Genomic DNA, 18,480 nt, shown 5'->3' with positions numbered 1-18,480 from the left:
ATTATTTATCTGCCTGGTTATATTCTTAAGCCAGTTTATGACTTTAACCGTTGATGCTCAGGATATCACGGGCCGGTTAAGAGTAATGGCGGAGGAGCAAAGAGAGAAAGCTCATATACCGGGAATGGTCATGATAGTGGTCAACAAAAGTGAGACTTTCGTTGAATCATTTGGGTATGCAGACCTTCAGGCTGGTAAAAAAGTTGATAGTCAGAGTCTTTTTCAGCTTGGATCGTTAAGTAAGGCGTTCACCTCTCTTGGAGTATTAAAGTTAGTGGATCAGGAAAAACTTAGTTTAGATGATAAGGTTAGTGAATATCTGCCATGGCTCCAATTTTATTATGAAGATAACCCTGTTAGTGTAACCATGCGGGATTTGCTTCATCATACAAGTGGTATCCCATGGGAGACAATAGCCGATATACCGGAGGCCAATGATGAAAATGCATTGCTTCGAACCGTAGAGGCTCTCAAAGGCCAGGAACTGAGATTTGAGCCAGGAGAGGAATTTGAGTATGCTACTATCAACTATGATGTGCTGGCATTGGTTATACAAACTATAACGGGACGTGCCTTTGAAGACTTTTTGCAAAAAGAAGTTATTGATCCCTTAAGCCTACAACACACCAGTATAGGGGCACCAAACGATTCATCAGAAATGACAGTTGGGTATAAAAACTCATTTTTTCAGCCTAAAGCCTACAATGCACCTGTTTATCGTGGCAATAATGCAGCAGGGTATGTCATATCTAATGCTGATGATATGGCCAGATGGTTAAAAATTCAATTGGGACAGGAGCCAAATGCATTGTCCGGACTAATTGCTAGATCTCACGTGGCAGATGACAGGGTTGCCCCTGTACATCTTTCATACTACGCTATGGGCTGGGAAGTATCACTAAGAGGGGATAAGAGGGTGTTTCATCATGGGCAAAATCCAAATTACAGTAGCCATATATCATTATTGCCGGAAGAGGGCATTGGTGTTGCTATACTGAGCAATTCAAGTAATGAATTGATGAGCGAGATTGCCTATAGGGCAATACATATACTCAAAGGTGAAGAACCAGATGAAGACAGAGTAGTGTCAGAGGGAGATGGCAATGATAAAGCCTTCTCAGTTGTATCGATCATTCTATGTGTTTACCTGCTTATCCTTTTAGTGTTTTTCGGGAAAATGCTTCTGGATATAAGTAAAGGCAGAAGAACATTTAAAGTTCCGGGTATAAGCCAGGTATTGGCCAGTATGGCTTCTGTAGGCTTCTGCATCCCCTTACTGATTGCTATCTACTTGCTACCCAAAGCACTGGGAAACCTTAACTGGGATACAATAAACGTTTGGATGCCTTTTAGCTTTGGTACCATGGTCACTTTGCTTGTTTCATCCATGATATCCAGTTACCTGGTATTCTTTATTGCCCAGCTTTTTCCAGAGCCAAATGAAGTAAAGAGAGAATTACCTAAAATAGTACTTTTTAGTATTATCACAGGCATCTCCAACATGGTGGTGATATTTATTATAACCTCTTCTCTCCGGAATGTAATGGACTTGGAATATCTCATATTCTATTTTCTCATCGCCATGAGCATTTACGTCTTTGGTAGAAAACATGTACAGACCCGTATTGTAAAGGTAACACAGAACCTGATTTACGAAATCAGGTTAAAAATGATCTCGAAGATATTTTCAACCTCGTACCAAAGCTTTGAAAAACTTAAGAAAGGGAGAGTTTATGCTACATTAAATGACGACGTTTCGGTGGTTGGTAATTCTACTGGCATGATAGTGACGATAATCAGAAATACCATTACCATAGGAGGGGCTTTTTTTTATATGGCGACGGTTGCCTTTTGGGCTACCATGCTGACACTCACATTGATCATTTCGATTACCACTTTTTATTACTTTGTAAGCAGAAGGGCACAAGGGCACCTGGAAATAGCCAGAGATACACGAGATGAGTTCATGTGGCAGATCACCGGACTGGTAGAAGGTTTTAAAGAACTGTCTCTGCATTATGGTAAAAAGAAAGGGTATAACGCCGATGTTGAGAAAACTATAGGGGATTTTAAAACCAAGATATACACAGCCCAGATTAATTTTATTAATGCTTTTCTGATCGGAGAGTCGTCACTTATCCTGGTGTTGGGTGTTGTTGCAATAGTGTTACCTAACCTGATGCCTGGAATTGAAAATTACGTAATCACCAATTTTGTGATTATCCTGCTGTACTTAATTGGGCCTATCAACGAGTTGCTAAGTGCGGCACCTTCAGTTGTCCAGCTTAAGATTGCCTGGACAAGAATTCAAAAGTTCCTTCTTGAAATTCCTGCAAATCATGACTGGCAAGCTTCTCAACTTACCGATCGTACTGCTTTCGTGGAAGAGTTGAAAATCGAGTCGTTATCATTTGAGTATCAGGTGGCGGCTGATTCCAAGCCATTCAAAGTAGGCCCGATTGACTTAACTGTTAAGAAAGGAGAAGTGCTGTTTATAATTGGAGGAAATGGAAGTGGTAAAACAACATTTGCAAAGCTATTGACAGGCTTGTATTTAGGGAATTCCGGACGAATATTAGTAGACGGAAAGGAGATCAAAAATATAGGGGAGTATTATTCTGCGGTATTCAGCCCTATGTATTTGTTTGAGAAAATATATAATGTGGATCTCACTGATAAAAAAGATGAGATAGATCGGTACCTGCGGTTGTTGGGCTTGTCAGATAAGGTGACCATTGAGAATGGACATTTCAGTACAACTAAACTTTCTGCCGGACAGCGAAAAAGATTAGGGCTTTTACAATGTTACCTTGAGGATCATCCGATCTACCTATTCGACGAATGGGCCGCTGACCAGGATCCGGAATATAGAAACTTCTTTTATAAGCAACTGATCCCGGAAATGAAAAGGAGCAACAAAATTGTGATAGCAATTACCCATGATGACCACTACTTCAGTGTAGCTGATAAAGTTCTGAAGCTTGATACTGGTAAACCATCATTTGTATCTAATCACTATAAAGTAGAGGATGTTTTGATCCAAAACCTTAGCTAGAGAATAAATTAAAATTTAATTATGGCAGATGTAAGAATTAACCCATACGGGTATGTATCCAAAAAAGGATTCTGACCTCTGCAGTTGTATAGTTTTTTAAATAGTAATTTTTATATGAGTAAGTTAAAATTGTTTGCTTTTCCATATGCGGGAGGTTCATCAAGTATTTATCACGGGTTAAAGCCTCTTCTACGAGATCATATAGAATTTATACCCGTAGAGCTGGCAGGCAGGGGAAGACGGATAGGCGATGGATTGTATTCCGGTCTGGCTGAGGCCGTTGATGATATCTACAAAATTGTATCTCCTCAAATTAAATTCTCACCATTTGCATTTTTCGGTCATAGTATGGGGAGTTTATTAGCCCACGAGCTAACGGTAAGGCTCCAATATGAATTGGGACTGTCTCCAAGTCATCTGTTTTTTTCGGGCAGAGGGGCCATTCAGGTAAAAAGAAAGGATGAAAAAATGTATCATAAAATGGATGAAAAGCGGTTTAAGGAAGAGATACTTTTACTTGGAGGTACACCGCCGGAATTTTTCGAACACCCCGAGCTTCTGGAACTCTTTTTACCATTGTTAAAAAATGATTTCAGAATAGCAGAGACTACACCGGATATTGAAGGGTTTAAGCAATCAAAAGTAGATATTACCGTTTTTACAGGGAAGGAAGATGACCTCACAAAAGAACAGGTGCAAGGATGGAAAGAGTACACAAATGGTACTTGTGAAATTCATGAATATAGTGGGGGACATTTCTTTATTCACCAGGAGATGAGCTCTATTGCAAAGGTAATTAATGATACTATTACCCAACTTGTTACACACTGAAATCCAGGGCTAAGTTCCTATAGAAGCTTGTTTTGGTAACTATCAGATTTATAGGCAATTACAAATAGTAAATTTGCTTTTAACGTGAATTAATAAAAAAATATATTATAATTTTTGTTTTAATATTGTTATACTTCGTCTAGTTATTTAATTTTAGCCTATTGCTAACTAAAAACAATTATTATTATGAGCAAGAAGAAAATGGATATCCAGAAAGTAAAGGATATGATGCTTTCTAAAATGGGACAAGCTAACCTTAAAGGTGGCTTCAAAAGTAATGACTACATTATCGCAGGATGCTGCACGCAAGGATGTTGCGAGTACGAAGTACTGAGATAATTAGTTATTAAGTCTCAAAGATACAGGTGGCACTGCCACCTGTATTAATTTTATAGGGGCACTCACTATAAAAATTAGCTTAAGTGGCAACAATCAGTGGTAGAATTCTGCAATCTTCTGCTTAAATAAAATAAAACTATACCCGGAAATATTACTTAACATATATGAGCAAGTTTTGGTGGCCATTAGACCTTTCGGAAAAGGCACAACAAGTTTTTGAAGATACAATAAAACATTTTGAGCAGGAACGGCAGGAATTGGATTGCGAGAAAGCGCAATCTGTCAGCGAACTTTCTTCCCGATTAATGAAGGCCAATCTTAACGAAATCCTCGAGCGTGACAGCTTGCCTAACCTATGCCACATCATCAATGGATGGGGAAATGCAGCAGTAAATGATCATCATCTTTTGGATTACTTTGAAGACTTTGTTCATTACAATGAAGATAATAAGCCCTATATATTGCAATGCCTTCCTGAAGGAGATTTTCACCCATGGCAAAGCTTTGCCTATGCGGTAATGGCTGGTATAAAGGGTGATGAAAAATTTGGAAAAAGCGGACACACACTGTCTGAAGTTTCAGGAAACAGTCGGTATGTTAATCATCACGAAGGAGAGGAGTTAGGACATTTGCTGTTTGCGCTATCATTTCTTGAAAACAAAGGTACTCCGGAACCTTTTATGTTCAGGGATCGCCAGGCTGACTTGGAAGAACTTATGGAGTGGGCTACTACTACCCATGTAACAGGTACTTTTCGCGTTTGCCGTAAATTCCATCTTACAGAAGGACTTTGTGCAGTATCAACGAGATTTAATGGTTTTGAGCCTTACAAGGAGATCGCTCCTTATTTCCTGGAAGGCCAATTGAATATGATTTTCCTGTTATCGATAATCCTTGATGAGGCTTTAGATGCTATAGCGAGTGAAAAAGTTATGGAAAAAGGAAGTGTAGCCAGCGAGCTGAGGGAAGTAATAGCGGTTAAAGAGTATTTTGAAAATCATCTGTACTATGCAGGGCATATCATTGAACTTGCAACTTTTGCACACTTACTTGGCTTCAAAATGTCTGATGCACATCGCAATGCCATGATAAAAGTAATTAATCAGTTGAATAGCATATTTCCAAAGTACATTCCCGCTCTTTGTTTTAGTGAGGCATTTCTCGGAATAGGCCATTACAGGCGTTCGGTTACATTGCTTATGGAAATTTTAGAACGTGAAGAAAAAAAGGAGGCGATGGACTGGGAAATGCTCAAAAATTTCACTGTTGATTTCAACCAGATTGAGCCTCTTACTTTTACCAGCGATGAAATAAAAGAAAGTGAGCAGTTGGTGGCACTGGAAATTTTTAAATTGGCTGAGCCTTCTGAAAAAACCAATGATTACCTTCAGCAGATTATTACAGCATATGAAGCTCTTTCACCAGCCAAGCAATTTTCTCTTCGAAGTAAATTCCCTCACTTTCGCCGAGTATTGCCGGAAGGCTGGCCTCGTTCTGTCCATTTTGAACTTTTGGATTATGAAACAAAATCAGAGAAAATAGGAATTGAATTTCACCTTGAAAGTGAAGAGGTAAAATTCTTACAATCATCACTCGGAGAATTACGTGATTTATTAGCCGAGGCTTTTCCGGAGTATGAAGTTGTTGATGACCTCGAATGGTATCATGGAAAGGGACGTGTTAAGATTACTCTTCCCTATAATATGGGAGCTGATAATACAGCCAAAGCTTTTCTGAAATTTATTGAAGTGAGTCACCCGTTTATACATGAGAAATTGGAAAAGCATTTTAGTCATCTTCAACCGGTCAAAGTGCTATAATCATAATTATCGAAAAAGATATAGTTTATATTAGAGCGAGGGCATTCTAATGAATTGGGAGGATGTAAAAAGAGATTGTCTATACTATAAAGGACACATTCCATGTTTGCCTAATAAGCAAGATGGATACGTATGTGCTAATTGTAAAGCTTATAGCAAGATATCCAAAAAGATCCTCATTATTAAACTGGGCGCAATCGGAGATGTTATAAGAACAACTCCACTTCTTAGAAAATATAAAGACCTTTACCCCGGATGTCACATTACATGGATAAGTGACTATACAGAGGTTCTCCCAAAATCATGGATTGACCATATTATTCCAATGACCTCCAGGAAAATGATGGAGGTATCCCATACCCAGTATGACATTGCTATAAATCTGGATAAAGAACCAGAGGCTTGTATACTATTAAAACAAGTTGCTGCCCATGAAAAGTATGGCTATACTTGGGAAGATGGTATAGTTCCCGCTACACCGGCTGCCGAAGCTAAATTACTTACAGGTTTGTTCGACGAGTTGTCAAAGCAAAATAAAGCTTCTTACATTCATGAGATATTCTCCATATGCCATCTTGAATATTCTGATGAAAGGTACATTCTGGATATTGATCAGAAATACTTAGGTCAGTGGAAAGAGAAACTGGGAAAAGAAACAACATTACCCATTATTGGCCTGAATACCGGAGCAGGACAACGCTGGCCGACACGGCAATGGCCACTTGAATATTGGGAATTCCTAATTGAGGCCCTTCAGGGCAAGGGATATTTTTGTGTGTTATTGGGAGGGAAAGATGAACATGAGAATAACATAAAGCTTAATGAGAAAACAGGGGCCTGGTACCCTGGTCATTTCTCAGTACAACAGTTTATTGCTTTAATTGCTAAATGTGACCTAATTGTCAGTCAGGTTACAATGGCTATGCATTTATGCCTGGCCTTAAATAGAAAGTTGGTTTTAATGAATAATATATTTAATCCCTATGAGTTTGACCTGTTTGATCTGGGAGAAATTATACAGCCGGAAAAAGAGTGTGACTGTTACTTTGGATCTTCATGCGTGCATGGCGAGAGCTGTATGAAATATATTTCTCCTACATCCGTTGCCGTTGCAGTTGAGAGACAACTCTCTCCGAAGCAGGAAAAACTGGAATCTAACTATTCTTTAAAATATGACTTTTGAAATGATAAAGAGGCTATATACCGTATTAATCTGTTTTATTATTTATAGTTCTGCAGTTGGGCAAAGCAAAACTGTAGCCATTACATTGGATGATTTGCTTGTAGCTGGAGCATCAGGGTATACCATAGAGGAAATAGAAGATGTTAATGATCGTCTGCTGGGACACCTGGATAAACTTGATATCCCGGTAACAGGCTTCGTGAATGAAAAGAGCCTTTACATAAAAGGAGAAATTGATCGAAGATCTGAGGTTTTAAGTGCATGGGCCAGGCGTGATAAGTTGACTTTGGGAAACCACACTTTTAGTCATCCGTCTTTCCATGATACAAAACTTGAAGATTTTAAATCTGAAGTATTAAAAGGAGAAATTATAACTCGAATGATACTGGATGAGGTAGGAAAACCGTTGCGATACTTTCGTTTTCCATTTAACTCTGCGGGGTCAGACTCCACTTCCAAAGCCTCTTTTGAGAAGTTTTTGGAAGAAAAGGGATATGTTATTGCGCCAATGACTGTTGAAAGTTCTGATTATATTTTTAATACTTTATATAAGAAAGCTAAAAAAGAAGGGGATAAAAAGCAAATGAATAAGGTAAGCCAGGCTTACCTGCATCATACAGATACCTTGTTTGAATTCTTTGAAAATATGGCACTTGAAACCCAGGGGAGATCTATTCCTCATATCTTTCTGGGACATGTAAATGAGCTACATGCCGATATTATGCCCCAGTTGGTAGGATTGCTTAAAAAGAGAGGATACACAATTATTAGCCTTGATGAGGCTATGAAAGATGAGGTATATCAGCAAAAAGATCCTTATGTTGGTAAGTGGGGTTTTTCCTGGATGCATAGATGGAATGTGGAGAATAGAATTGACTGGCTAAGAAAAGAACCAGAGCCAAATCAAAAGATTTTAGAAGATTTTAAAATGTTGAACAAGTAGCCTATGACCGGAAGTGTGGCGCCCAGCTTTTCATTCATAATTCCATATCGCGATCACTCCGGCCACTATAAAAATCTGCTTACCGTACTTAGCTGGATAAAAGATCTACAAGCTGAAGTGATAGTAGTAGAAGAGGGCAATAAAGAGCGCTTGCAACTTCAATTACCCTGGGTAAAAAAGGTGTTCATATATAGCCTGCACCCCTTCAACAAGAGTTGGGCACTTAATGTAGGCGCTGAGAAAGCTACTACAGATCGTCTCATTTTTGCAGATGCAGATTTATTGTTAAAGCAAAGCGATATCCTTCAGGCCGTTGCCCTCCTTGAAGACTACGATGCTGTTTCTCCTTACTCCACAGTTGTTGATCTTACCGAAGAAGAGTCGGAACAGGTAATGGAAAAGCTCCCTGAATGCATGCAGAGAGAAGGCAGGCCCTTCATTAACTTTGCAGGAGGCGTATTGATGATGAAACGTGAAGCCTTTGAAACCATAGGCGGATGGTGTGAAGAGTTTTTTGGGTGGGGTGGTGAAGATAATTTCATGACATGGAAGATCTATAAATGGCTCGATTGGAAGGAATTGTCGGGCACAGCGTACCATCTTTGGCATAAGAGGAATGAGCCTGATAATCGTTTGTATGATTTGAATATACAAGTATTCAACAGGGTAGACACATATGGAGATGAAGAGCTGATCAATTGGATCTGTTATAGCGGTGTATGGAAAGGGGATGAGAATAGATTTTGTAAAGTACCACTTAAAGAGGTGAAAACCCTGGTGATCGAAGTGGATAACTCAAATTCTGAGCGGGTTATGTCTATTCTGAACCTGAATAACAACGAAGAGCTGTGTGAGATTAATAGGGATGTCCTGCTGGACAGTATTAAAGAAGGACTTGTAAAAAATATAGTGTTTGTACAGAAAGGATGTTTTTTCCATAACTCCCAATGGCACAACGCTATTGAAAAAACTATCAGAGACGGTGGTCCTGTAGTATTATTTGATCATGATATTATCAGTGTTCACAATGATTTTCATGAACAGATCATAAGTACGGAACCAGTTCCTCTAGGTAAAAATATCACCTGTGATTACATATGGGGGGCTGTAGCGATAGGCTATGAAATGTTTGATAGCGAACTCCTTGCACTGTTTGAAGATGGAAATCCATTGAAGATTAAAGAATACTTTGAGAATAGCGATTCTGTTTCAGGGGTTTGTCTGATTAAAGATGAAGTGTTTTTTCGAGGATCTACAATAGAAAATTTGCCTTTAGAGTACAAAGAATAAATAATACAGACTATTGAAAAAGAAGATAGGAGTTACCGGTGGGGGTAAACATGCGTGGGTAAGTGTCGATCGTACACGTAGGTTTTATATAGACGCTCTCAAACAAGAGTTTGATCTGGTTTTCATAGAAAATGCCAGTCAACTTGAAGAAAATGATATAGATCTTCTGTTAAATTTTGCAGGGAATATTGGTTGGAATGTTGCCGGGAAAGTCTCGTGTCCTATAATATACTGTGCACATGGTGGAGCTATACTCAATCAGGATTTTCTTTATAAACAGCTGCCAAACCTTAGAGAATGCGATGGCATCATAGTGAATTGTCATTCTGATGTTGCAATTTTTGAGAGTATGTGTGGAGAAGTTCGACCTAATTTCTATTATTTGCCGCTTCCAGTCAATGAAGACCTGTTCAACCCAATGGATCAATCATTGGCTAAAGATGTACTAGGCATCCCGGAAGATACTGTTTTGATAGGACATATCAGCCGTTTGTTACCTCAGAAAAATTTACACCGGTTCTTACATTTATTTGCTGCTATATCAAAAAGGCTTGATAACAAGCAAGTTAAGGCTTTAGTGGTAGGTAATTTCTGGATCGATTATCCAATTCTGGATTTTGTTACAGATACATACCCACAGTATATCGAAGACCTTATATCCAAACTTGGTATTGATGATCAGGTTATTATGCTTCCTGCTAAGCTCAGTGATGAAGAGTTGCTTTGTTGTTATAATGCATTGGATCTTTTGATTCACCCCACCCATTCTCTGGATGAAAACTTTGGGTATGTTCCGGTAGAAGCTATGGCCTGTGGCATACCGGTAATCGGAAGTGCTTATGGAGGCCTGAAAGATACAATAAAGGACGGAGTGACAGGCTTTGTAATGCCTACATGGGTTACTTCTAATGGTATCCGTATGGATGAAGCATACGGTATCAGTAAAGCATTGGAGGTACTTCAGACATCGCCTGAAGAAAAACAGAGCGTTAGGCAGGCATGTATCCAACATGCAGAGGACAAATTTACGTATGAGCAATGTGCTAATATCCTGGTGAAGTTTGCACTGGAGAGTATTCATCATTATCAGGATTCGGAAGCCAGGAGAATATTAACGAATCCCGGTGAAACACCAAAACTATCAAGTGTGTCCTTACCCTCTACACGGAGTGGCACTCATTGGGGAATGTACTATAATGTAGTCTCGCATTATGTAAGTAAAAAATGTCCTGATTTTACTCCGGGCACCAAAGTAAACCCGGCTTATCCATGGACCTATACCGACGATAATCTTATAAAATTGGATGATCCTGCCTGGCCTGCTACTTATAACCTTAATGGAGAGAAAGATTTGTTTGAGAGAATTAGTAAAGAAGGCCTGGTTTACGAAGAGGCCATTCAGGAAGAGTTGCCAATAGAGCTTATAAACGATTGGCTTAAGCATGGTCTGTTATCTTTAACCACGAATCAATAAATGTTTAAACTGGATATACTAATACCATGGAAGAATAGGAAAGAGCTTTCACGGTGTCTGAAAGAGAATGGTGCTTTTTTTGAAGAAGAAGATGTAAAGGCTAATTTTATAATTATCAATTGCGGAGGAGATAGGCAGCAGGTTAGCGACTTGGTAAATGAGGCTGATATAAGTTTCCCCATTCGCATCGTTCACTTTGAATACCCTGGTTTTAATAAATCACTGGCGTTGAATTTGGGGATACTCAACTCAACCGAGGCTACAATTATGGTGCTTGATACCGATGTTATTTTTCAAGATCTCGACATTGAGCAGCTAAAAACCATTATTGATAGAGATGCCTTTGCCACAATAGCAAAGGTGTTGGAGGAAAAACCTGAACCTGAGGAATTCCCTGAAGCCGCTGAATTGTTGGAAATAGGTCAATTCATAGAGTTTAAGGCGGCCAATGGGAATAAAGCTTTGGTAGAGATGAACAGGCAGGGAGTATTGGATAAAAGCAGAAGTGGTCCTGGCATAATAATCACCACAAAAAGAGCACTAACTGAGGTAGGAGGATATAATTCCGAGTTGGAAGGTTGGGGATGGGAGGATCTTGATTTAATAACACGGTTACAGTTAAAACAGGGGATGGAAAGGGTCGCATTAGGTACTGTGTTACATATGACCCATAATGATGATGTGCGATATATAACGCCGGAGTTTAATTTTAAAAAGCAGAATGAGCAAAGAAACTTTCAAATTTGCCTGATCAACTATAGGCTGGGAATCGTTGAAGGCAGTCTGGAAGAAGATAAAAAATATATTGACCTGATTGAAGAAGAGCACTTTAATGACAGAAAATAAACCGTATTACAATAAAGAGATTGTCAGTCAACAAATCAGGCAAGCCAATGAAACTCAGGCTTCGCTATATTTGATATTCATAGGTACAAAGCCATGTTATATCAAGCTGGCCAGTTTAATACATGGTATGAGTAAACATAATGTGCCTTTTTTAGCCATAGATGTAGGACAGCATTATGACCGGAACCTTGTCAGTGCTCAGCATGAGCTGGGTTTTGCAAATCATATATCTGTTTATCTAAAAGTGCAGGGAAGCCTTACCGCAAGGACTCCACTTTTGGCGGACAGGATAAATTGGTTATTTGATCTGCTTAAAAAGGAACATAGGTTAAACGGACAGGCCATACCAGTGGTATCAGGGGATACTTCAACTGCCGGGCTGGTTCCTGTCTTCTGGTATTTACAGGAGGGAGGTACCAGCATTCACGTGGAAGCAGGTTTGCGTTCATACTATCCTGATGTTGATTGGAGTAGTGATGTAGAAGAAGTCCTTGCTATGCAAAGCACATGTGAATGGAAAATGATCAAAGACGCTCCCTTTCCTGAAGGGTTCGACACGCGTATAGCTTCGGTAGGTTGCCAGTTATTATTTGCCCCGGAGGAAGTTAATAGGCAAAATCTTATCAATGAAGGATATTGCACGTCATCCATACAGTTAAGTGGTTCTCTAAGTAGTGACGCAGTACAAGCGATTAAATCCGTAAAGCCGGAAAGGTCAGTATTTGAAGAATATCCTTTTTTGAGTGAAGGAAAGTGGCTGAGAGTCGATTTCCATAGAAGAGAAAACATGCGTCCTGCTCAGTTGAAGGTACTGTTGGAAGGATTGATCATGTATATGAAAGAAGGGGGCAAAATTGTATTTGTTATGACTAATGCAGTTAAAGCTGCGCTGGCCCAATATGAGTTTGAGAGTCTCTTTTCGACGGCAATAAATGAGGGCATGCAAGTGACTCCGCTTTGGCCAGAGTATGCCCAGGTAATAGAGTTTATTAATTCAGATAGATGTATAGGTATTTATACAGACAGTGGAGGGCTACAGGAAGAAAGTCATATTATGAATGTTAAGTGTGCTACTTACAGATGGAATACTGACAGGCCCGAAACAATAAACGCTATCCCTTCAAATGTGCTGGTACCACCTGTAAGTGCTAAATTTATTAAAACTAGTTTGCAGCTAATATTTCATGAACAAAAAATATTGACTCATATAGGCAAAGAAAGACTATATGGAGATCAGGTAGGGCTAAACATTGCTGCTTATCTAAAGCAGTTTTCTCCCATCAAGCCTGTTTTGGAAAATGCTTTAAGCTATTAATAACCCAATAGTTATTGACTTTGGATTTCGAACACTTTTTAATCACGCGGTTTAATGTAAAAAATGCTGACTGGAAAGTTGATAAGAGCGGAGTAACCGTGAGAGATGATCTGTGGACTTACAAAAGGTTACAGTTGTTTGAGTCTGTTTGTCTGCCATCAATTCAACATCAGTCAGTTAAAGGCTTTAAATGGCTTATCTATTTGGATTGTGATACCAATGATGAAGTGCGAAAACGCATGCTTCATATACAATTGACAAACTCCTTCATTCATACTAAATATATTAATGGCATGAGTGGCTTTGTAGAGACAGTAAGGGAAGACATCAGACGGTTGCTTCAGGCACATACCAGTTACCTGATTACTACAAGAATAGATAATGACGATGCATTTCATGAGTGTGCCATTGCCAATATTCAGAGCGCTTTTGAAAGACAAAAACTGGAAGTGATCAATTTGTTGGAAGGTATACAATGGGATTTGAACAACAACAACTTCTATTATGCATTTAATGAAAGCAATCCCTTCATAACGTTGATTGAGCGACTGGAAGACAATACCCATATAAAAAGTGTCTTTTACAAAGAACACAGGCACTATGCGGAAAAGCCCGATAAGGATCTTAAAATGAGGCAGTTTTGCGGAGAGCCAATGTGGTTACAAGTAATACATGACTCAAATATCTCCAATAAAATAGAAGGCCAACCCATACTTAAAGAGGGGGTGCTTGATCTGTTTAATGTTAAAAGTTGATGGTCATTAGTTCATGAGTATCGAATATATAATCGAAAATGGTTTTGCCTTTATTGGAGTAGAGACAGACTGCAAGGAAGCACAAAACCCTCTTCAGAGTATCTCACAGCTGGTAAATTTTGATTATGTCATTATACTGGAAGGGCCTTTACTTCCCTATGTAGATCAGGTACTGGAGAGTGAATGGTTAGAATCTGACACAGATTTTATCGTTTTTCTTGTAGACAGAAAAGTGGCCCCCGCTATTAGCGGACAGGATCATGGGCCGGTGAGAAGCTTCATTTGTTCAGCTCAGATATTCGATATTCATTACAGCAATTTTAAAGACGAAGAAATAGATTCATGGGCTTATTACTTAATGCAGTTGGTTTATGAAACTAAGGTTAATCCCGATCAATTGGTGGTGAAACAGCTTCCTTTTAGCAAGTGTAGCAACACCAATGCTGTCGCTAATAGGTTGGTCAATGTGGTTATACCGCATAAAGGAAAATGGCAGGATCTTAATTCCTGTTTAAACTATCAACTTAAGTGCGAATATAATAATCGGAACATTGCGGTTGCATTTGATGAATATAATGAAGAAACAGACAGACAACTCATGTCCCGTTGGGGGCACGGAGTATCATTTTATTATGCAAAGCCTGACAATGTGGGACCCTATGTTATAAGAGAACTACTAATTAACCAATGTGATGGAGGAATCATAACCTTTGTAGATTCGGATGATATTTCCTGCACTGATAGGCTGAAGATTCTTGCAGAAGCCCTTAACGACGAGGTTCGGATGGTTGGGTCGCATGAGCTGAGGTTTGATGCTATTGACAAAAGGCTTCGGGCCATAAGGTACCCTTTAAATGTGTCTAAAGCACTGGAGACACATCCAGGGTTTCCTCTCTTACATTCAACGGCAGCTATGTTCCGGGAAGATTTTGATATGGTTGGAGGCTATTCTACCAACAGAAAGTTTGCAAACGATACACAATTCCTATTAAGAAGTTACTTTTTTATGAAAATTATGAATGTGGATGAATTTCTCTATATTCGAAAAACCCATACAGATTCTCTAACATCCGGAAAGGCTCACCCCCTTAACGATGAAGTAAGAACTCAATTAGCCAATCAGTGGAATGCTGATTTCGAGCATATAAAAAGCGGTAGTATGAATATTCAGGAATCATCTTTGTACCCTGAAAAACGTAACGGTACGGGATTAGTGGCCGCACAAAAATGGAAGAATAAAAAATAATTAAAGGATTTGATAAACAGGAAACGGGAAGGTGGGCGAAATATGCCGATATTTTTAGCAGTTGCTTTAATGCTGTTCACTGTTATTAGTTGTAAAAAAGAGCCGCAATCAACCTCGCTGATAGCCAGTAAAGAAAATCGAGGTAGTGTTCAACAGCACGGATTGTCAAAAAATGTTCAACAATACATAGCTCATAGCGAGCGTATAATAGCATTTAAGAATGCAGGTATTTACGATGGAATGCACGACAAGCTCAACATTAACCAGACACTGGTTATTGCCGACGGGTATATTCAGGCCGTAGGCCCGGCTGCTGAAGTAGAAGTTCCTTCAGGAGCTACTGTACTGGATATGAAGGGCAATACCATTATTCCTGGAATTGTAGGAGTTCATAATCACTTACATATGCCAGATCATCCATTTATAGGAGAGTTTGGAGCTATGTTATATTTGGCTTCAGGAGTAACTACCATTCAGACCTGTGGAGCTGCCTCTCCGTTTAAAGAGTTGGAGTTAGCAGAAAAAATAAAACAAGGAGAAATTGCAGGGCCAGATGTTGTAACCAGCGCCCCTTATATTACCGGCCCGGGAGGAAGCAGTAGTATGATTATTCCTCGCAACGATCAGGAAATTAAAGACACCATAAAGTATTGGGCCGACCGGGGGGTCAGATGGTTTAAAGTGTACAGGCATATTACGCCCCATGACCTTGAGGTAGTAATTAACGAAGCACACCGACATAATGCAAAAGTGACTGGTCATTTGTGCTCGGTAACCTTTGCACAGGCATCAGAGATGGGCGTAGATGGTATAGAACACGGGTTGAATAGTGCCAGTGATTTTAGAAAAAATAAGACTTATGGTAAATGTAGTGGATCCAGGGAGTATTTGGATAACCTTGATATCTCCAGTGAAAACGTTATTAGACTACAACAACTCATGATTGAAAAAGGTGTGTTTCTAACTTCAACCTTGGCCATTTATGAAGCCAGTATACCTCAACGCGCTTTTTCAGATGAAAGATCTTTAGAAATAATGTCTCCATATATGCAATCGGAGTATTATGAAAGAAGAAAACAGTATGATAAGTCTGACCCAGGTGATAGTATTAGGCTACAAAGGTTAAAAAGAATTATGCAGTTTGAGTACCAGTTTTTTAAAATGGGAGGAACACTCACTGCTGGTGTCGATGCAGGAAGACATATACTGCCAGGCTATGGGGATCAGCGCAACTTTGAGTTGCTCATTGAAGCAGGATTCACTTCAGGACAGGCCATTCAAATAATGACAAGTAACGGAGCCAAAGTCCTTTCAAATCAACAGGTAGGATCAATAGAAAAGGGAAAACGTGCTGATCTTGTTATTGTTGATGGAGATCTAAGCAAGAATCCGGAAAATATTAAGAAAGTAGTACTAGTGTTTAAAAATGGGTATGGCTATGACCCTAAACTCATGCTAGACAAAATAAAAAGTAAATTCGGTCTCTGATATTTGATTTTTACAAATCATGGATTGATATCAATAAACCATTTCAGACGCTGTTGTCGGAGCTTTGTATCATTCAAAAAACAAAAATCAAACATCATGAATTTATCCAACAACAAAATTCTTATTACCGGCGGAGGTTCAGGTATTGGTCTGGGGCTCACAGAAAGGTTTATTAGTGAAAACAATACTGTTATTATTTGTGGCAGAAGAGAGGAAGCATTGAAAGAGGCAGCGGATCGCTTTGATAATGTCATAACCTACACCTGTGACCTGTCAACTGAATCAGGTAGGGAAGCCCTGTATAACTGGGTGGCCTCGGAGCACCCGGATTTGAATGTACTCGTCAATAATGCCGGTATTCAAAACTGGATGCATATTGAGGATGATGGGTTTTATGAAAAAGGCAAGCTCGAAATTGAGACAAACGTATTAGCCCCTTTACATCTGACAAGTATGTTTATCAAACTTAAAAAGCTGGATACAGTTATTAATGTTTCCTCAGGGTTGGCCTTTGTGCAAATAGCCAAAGTGCCGGTTTATTGTGCCACCAAGGCGTTTTTTCACTCATTTACACGTTCACTCAGGCATATGCTTAAAGAGCGTAACATAGAAGCTATTGAGGTCATTCCTCCCGCATTGAATACTGACCTGGGAGGTGAAGGCATACACGATCAGTATCCACCTGTGAGTGAGTTCGTAAAGGCAGTTTTCCAACAACTTCGAGAGGGCAAACAGGAAGTTACGTGGGGCTTTAGCGAAGCCATGCATAAAGCATCTCCTGCAGAAATAGCAGAGACGTTTGAAAAAATGAATGCCTGATATAACTATCGACAACTTATTCAGGATATACATAAGAGGCTGCGATGAGATTTCCTTTCTCTTATCGCAGTTTCTGTTTTTATAAAGTTCTATCTTTATATACTTTGATACTTACAAGAGGTTATGCAAGTACTTTCCATAAAAGGGTTTTATCGCGATCTGTTGCCGGACGTTGATCTGGATCAGTACTTTGGTGATAATAACACCAGCGATATAGGACATTTCAATGTGTTCGATATTGCAGAAATGTGGAGAAACAGCCCCTCAAAACCTAAAATGCCTTATAACAGGAGGACTTATTATAAGATCAGCCTTGTCAATGGCCGGAATAAAGTTGAGTATGCGGATAAGGTGATCGATGTTGAGGATTATGCCTTGATCTTTGCTACTCCTAAAGTGCCATACAGATATTATCCGGTAAATTCTGATCAGAAAGGATATTTCTGTGTATTCACCGGTGAATTTTTGTCTAAGTCAAAAACAGGCACGCTTATAGACGAACTGCCGATCTTTAACCCTGCTTCCGACTTTGTTTATCACCTCGACCGGGAATTGTACGACCGTGTAGATGACATTTTTAAAAAAATGCAGCAGGAATTATTGTCTGACTATATCTATAAATATGACTTGCTTCGTACTTATCTTTTGGAGCTTGTTCATTTTGGACAAAAACTTCAGCCGGTTGGCCCATCAATCCTGCCGCATAATGCCTCAAGTAGAATTTCCTCTTTATTTATAGAGCTACTGGAACGGCAGTTTCCCATAGAATCCACCTCTCAAAGGGTCAGGATAAGGTCTGCCAATGAATTTGCAGCATCACTTAATATACATGTTAACCACTTAAATAAAGTACTTAAAGAGGTGACCGGAAAGACAACCTCAGACATTATCAAAAGCAGGTTGGCCCAGGAAGCTAAAATTCTTCTCCGTCAAACGCAATGGAACATTTCAGAAATAGCTTTCAGTTTAGGCTTTGAGGAGATAGCCCATTTTTCCAATTTTTTCAAGACACTGACCTCTTACTCTCCTTCAGCGTTCAGGAATGGAATAAAAAGCTAAAGTAATCTTGTGGTTTT

General features: G+C 39.3%; 15 protein-coding genes. All 15 read left to right on the top strand.

What is annotated here, in order from left to right; translation table 11 throughout:
* Positions 1-37 precede the first annotated feature (37 nt).
* Positions 38-3,055, top strand: coding sequence for a cyclic peptide export ABC transporter (locus tag LVD17_RS26570; RefSeq protein WP_233763110.1), 3,018 nt, complete (start codon positions 38-40; stop codon positions 3,053-3,055).
* A gap of 114 nt (positions 3,056-3,169) precedes the next feature.
* On the top strand, positions 3,170-3,886 hold the full coding sequence (locus LVD17_RS26565) for a thioesterase II family protein (RefSeq protein ID WP_233763108.1): 717 nt from the start codon (positions 3,170-3,172) through the stop codon (positions 3,884-3,886).
* Between the two features lie 186 nt (positions 3,887-4,072).
* The gene (locus LVD17_RS26560; RefSeq protein ID WP_233763106.1) at positions 4,073-4,225 is read left to right on the top strand and encodes a hypothetical protein; all 153 of its coding nucleotides are present in this window, start codon (positions 4,073-4,075) and stop codon (positions 4,223-4,225) included.
* 164 nt (positions 4,226-4,389) lie between these two features.
* The gene (locus LVD17_RS26555; RefSeq protein ID WP_233763104.1) at positions 4,390-6,045 is read left to right on the top strand and encodes a hypothetical protein; all 1,656 of its coding nucleotides are present in this window, start codon (positions 4,390-4,392) and stop codon (positions 6,043-6,045) included.
* Between the two features lie 106 nt (positions 6,046-6,151).
* Complete coding sequence (locus LVD17_RS26550) at positions 6,152-7,228, top strand: glycosyltransferase family 9 protein (RefSeq protein WP_233763102.1); 1,077 nt, start codon at positions 6,152-6,154, stop codon at positions 7,226-7,228.
* Positions 7,218-8,171, top strand: coding sequence for a polysaccharide deacetylase family protein (locus LVD17_RS26545; RefSeq protein ID WP_233763100.1), 954 nt, complete (start codon positions 7,218-7,220; stop codon positions 8,169-8,171). The genes LVD17_RS26550 and LVD17_RS26545 overlap by 11 nt, the downstream gene beginning before the upstream one ends.
* Positions 8,172-8,174: 3 nt before the next feature.
* Positions 8,175-9,461: a glycosyltransferase family 2 protein gene (locus tag LVD17_RS26540; protein ID WP_233763098.1), complete on the top strand. Its 1,287-nt coding sequence runs from the start codon at positions 8,175-8,177 to the stop codon at positions 9,459-9,461.
* 13 nt (positions 9,462-9,474) lie between these two features.
* A complete protein-coding gene (locus LVD17_RS26535; RefSeq protein ID WP_233763096.1) occupies positions 9,475-10,935 on the top strand; it encodes a glycosyltransferase family 4 protein in 1,461 nt (486 codons plus the stop codon).
* Positions 10,936-11,781, top strand: coding sequence for a glycosyltransferase family 2 protein (locus tag LVD17_RS26530; protein ID WP_233763094.1), 846 nt, complete (start codon positions 10,936-10,938; stop codon positions 11,779-11,781).
* Positions 11,768-13,096 carry a UDP-N-acetylglucosamine 2-epimerase gene (locus LVD17_RS26525; protein WP_233763092.1) on the top strand — a complete coding sequence of 443 codons (1,329 nt, stop codon included), beginning with the start codon at positions 11,768-11,770 and terminating at the stop codon, positions 13,094-13,096. The genes LVD17_RS26530 and LVD17_RS26525 overlap by 14 nt, the downstream gene beginning before the upstream one ends.
* Positions 13,097-13,110: 14 nt before the next feature.
* Complete coding sequence (locus LVD17_RS26520) at positions 13,111-13,851, top strand: glycosyltransferase (protein WP_233763090.1); 741 nt, start codon at positions 13,111-13,113, stop codon at positions 13,849-13,851.
* Positions 13,852-13,864: 13 nt separating this feature from the next.
* On the top strand, positions 13,865-15,097 hold the full coding sequence (locus tag LVD17_RS26515; RefSeq protein ID WP_233763088.1) for a glycosyltransferase family A protein: 1,233 nt from the start codon (positions 13,865-13,867) through the stop codon (positions 15,095-15,097).
* A gap of 69 nt (positions 15,098-15,166) precedes the next feature.
* A complete protein-coding gene (locus LVD17_RS26510; protein WP_233763086.1) occupies positions 15,167-16,585 on the top strand; it encodes an amidohydrolase family protein in 1,419 nt (472 codons plus the stop codon).
* A 96-nt stretch (positions 16,586-16,681) separates the two neighbouring features.
* A complete protein-coding gene (locus LVD17_RS26505; RefSeq protein WP_233763084.1) occupies positions 16,682-17,404 on the top strand; it encodes an SDR family oxidoreductase in 723 nt (240 codons plus the stop codon).
* A 123-nt stretch (positions 17,405-17,527) separates the two neighbouring features.
* Positions 17,528-18,463, top strand: coding sequence for a helix-turn-helix domain-containing protein (locus LVD17_RS26500; protein WP_233763082.1), 936 nt, complete (start codon positions 17,528-17,530; stop codon positions 18,461-18,463).
* The last annotated feature ends 17 nt before the right edge of the window (positions 18,464-18,480 follow it).

Source organism: Fulvivirga ulvae, from assembly GCF_021389975.1.
Classification (GTDB): Bacteria; Bacteroidota; Bacteroidia; order Cytophagales; family Cyclobacteriaceae; genus Fulvivirga; species Fulvivirga ulvae.
This window is presented reverse-complemented; position numbering and strand designations above follow the sequence as displayed.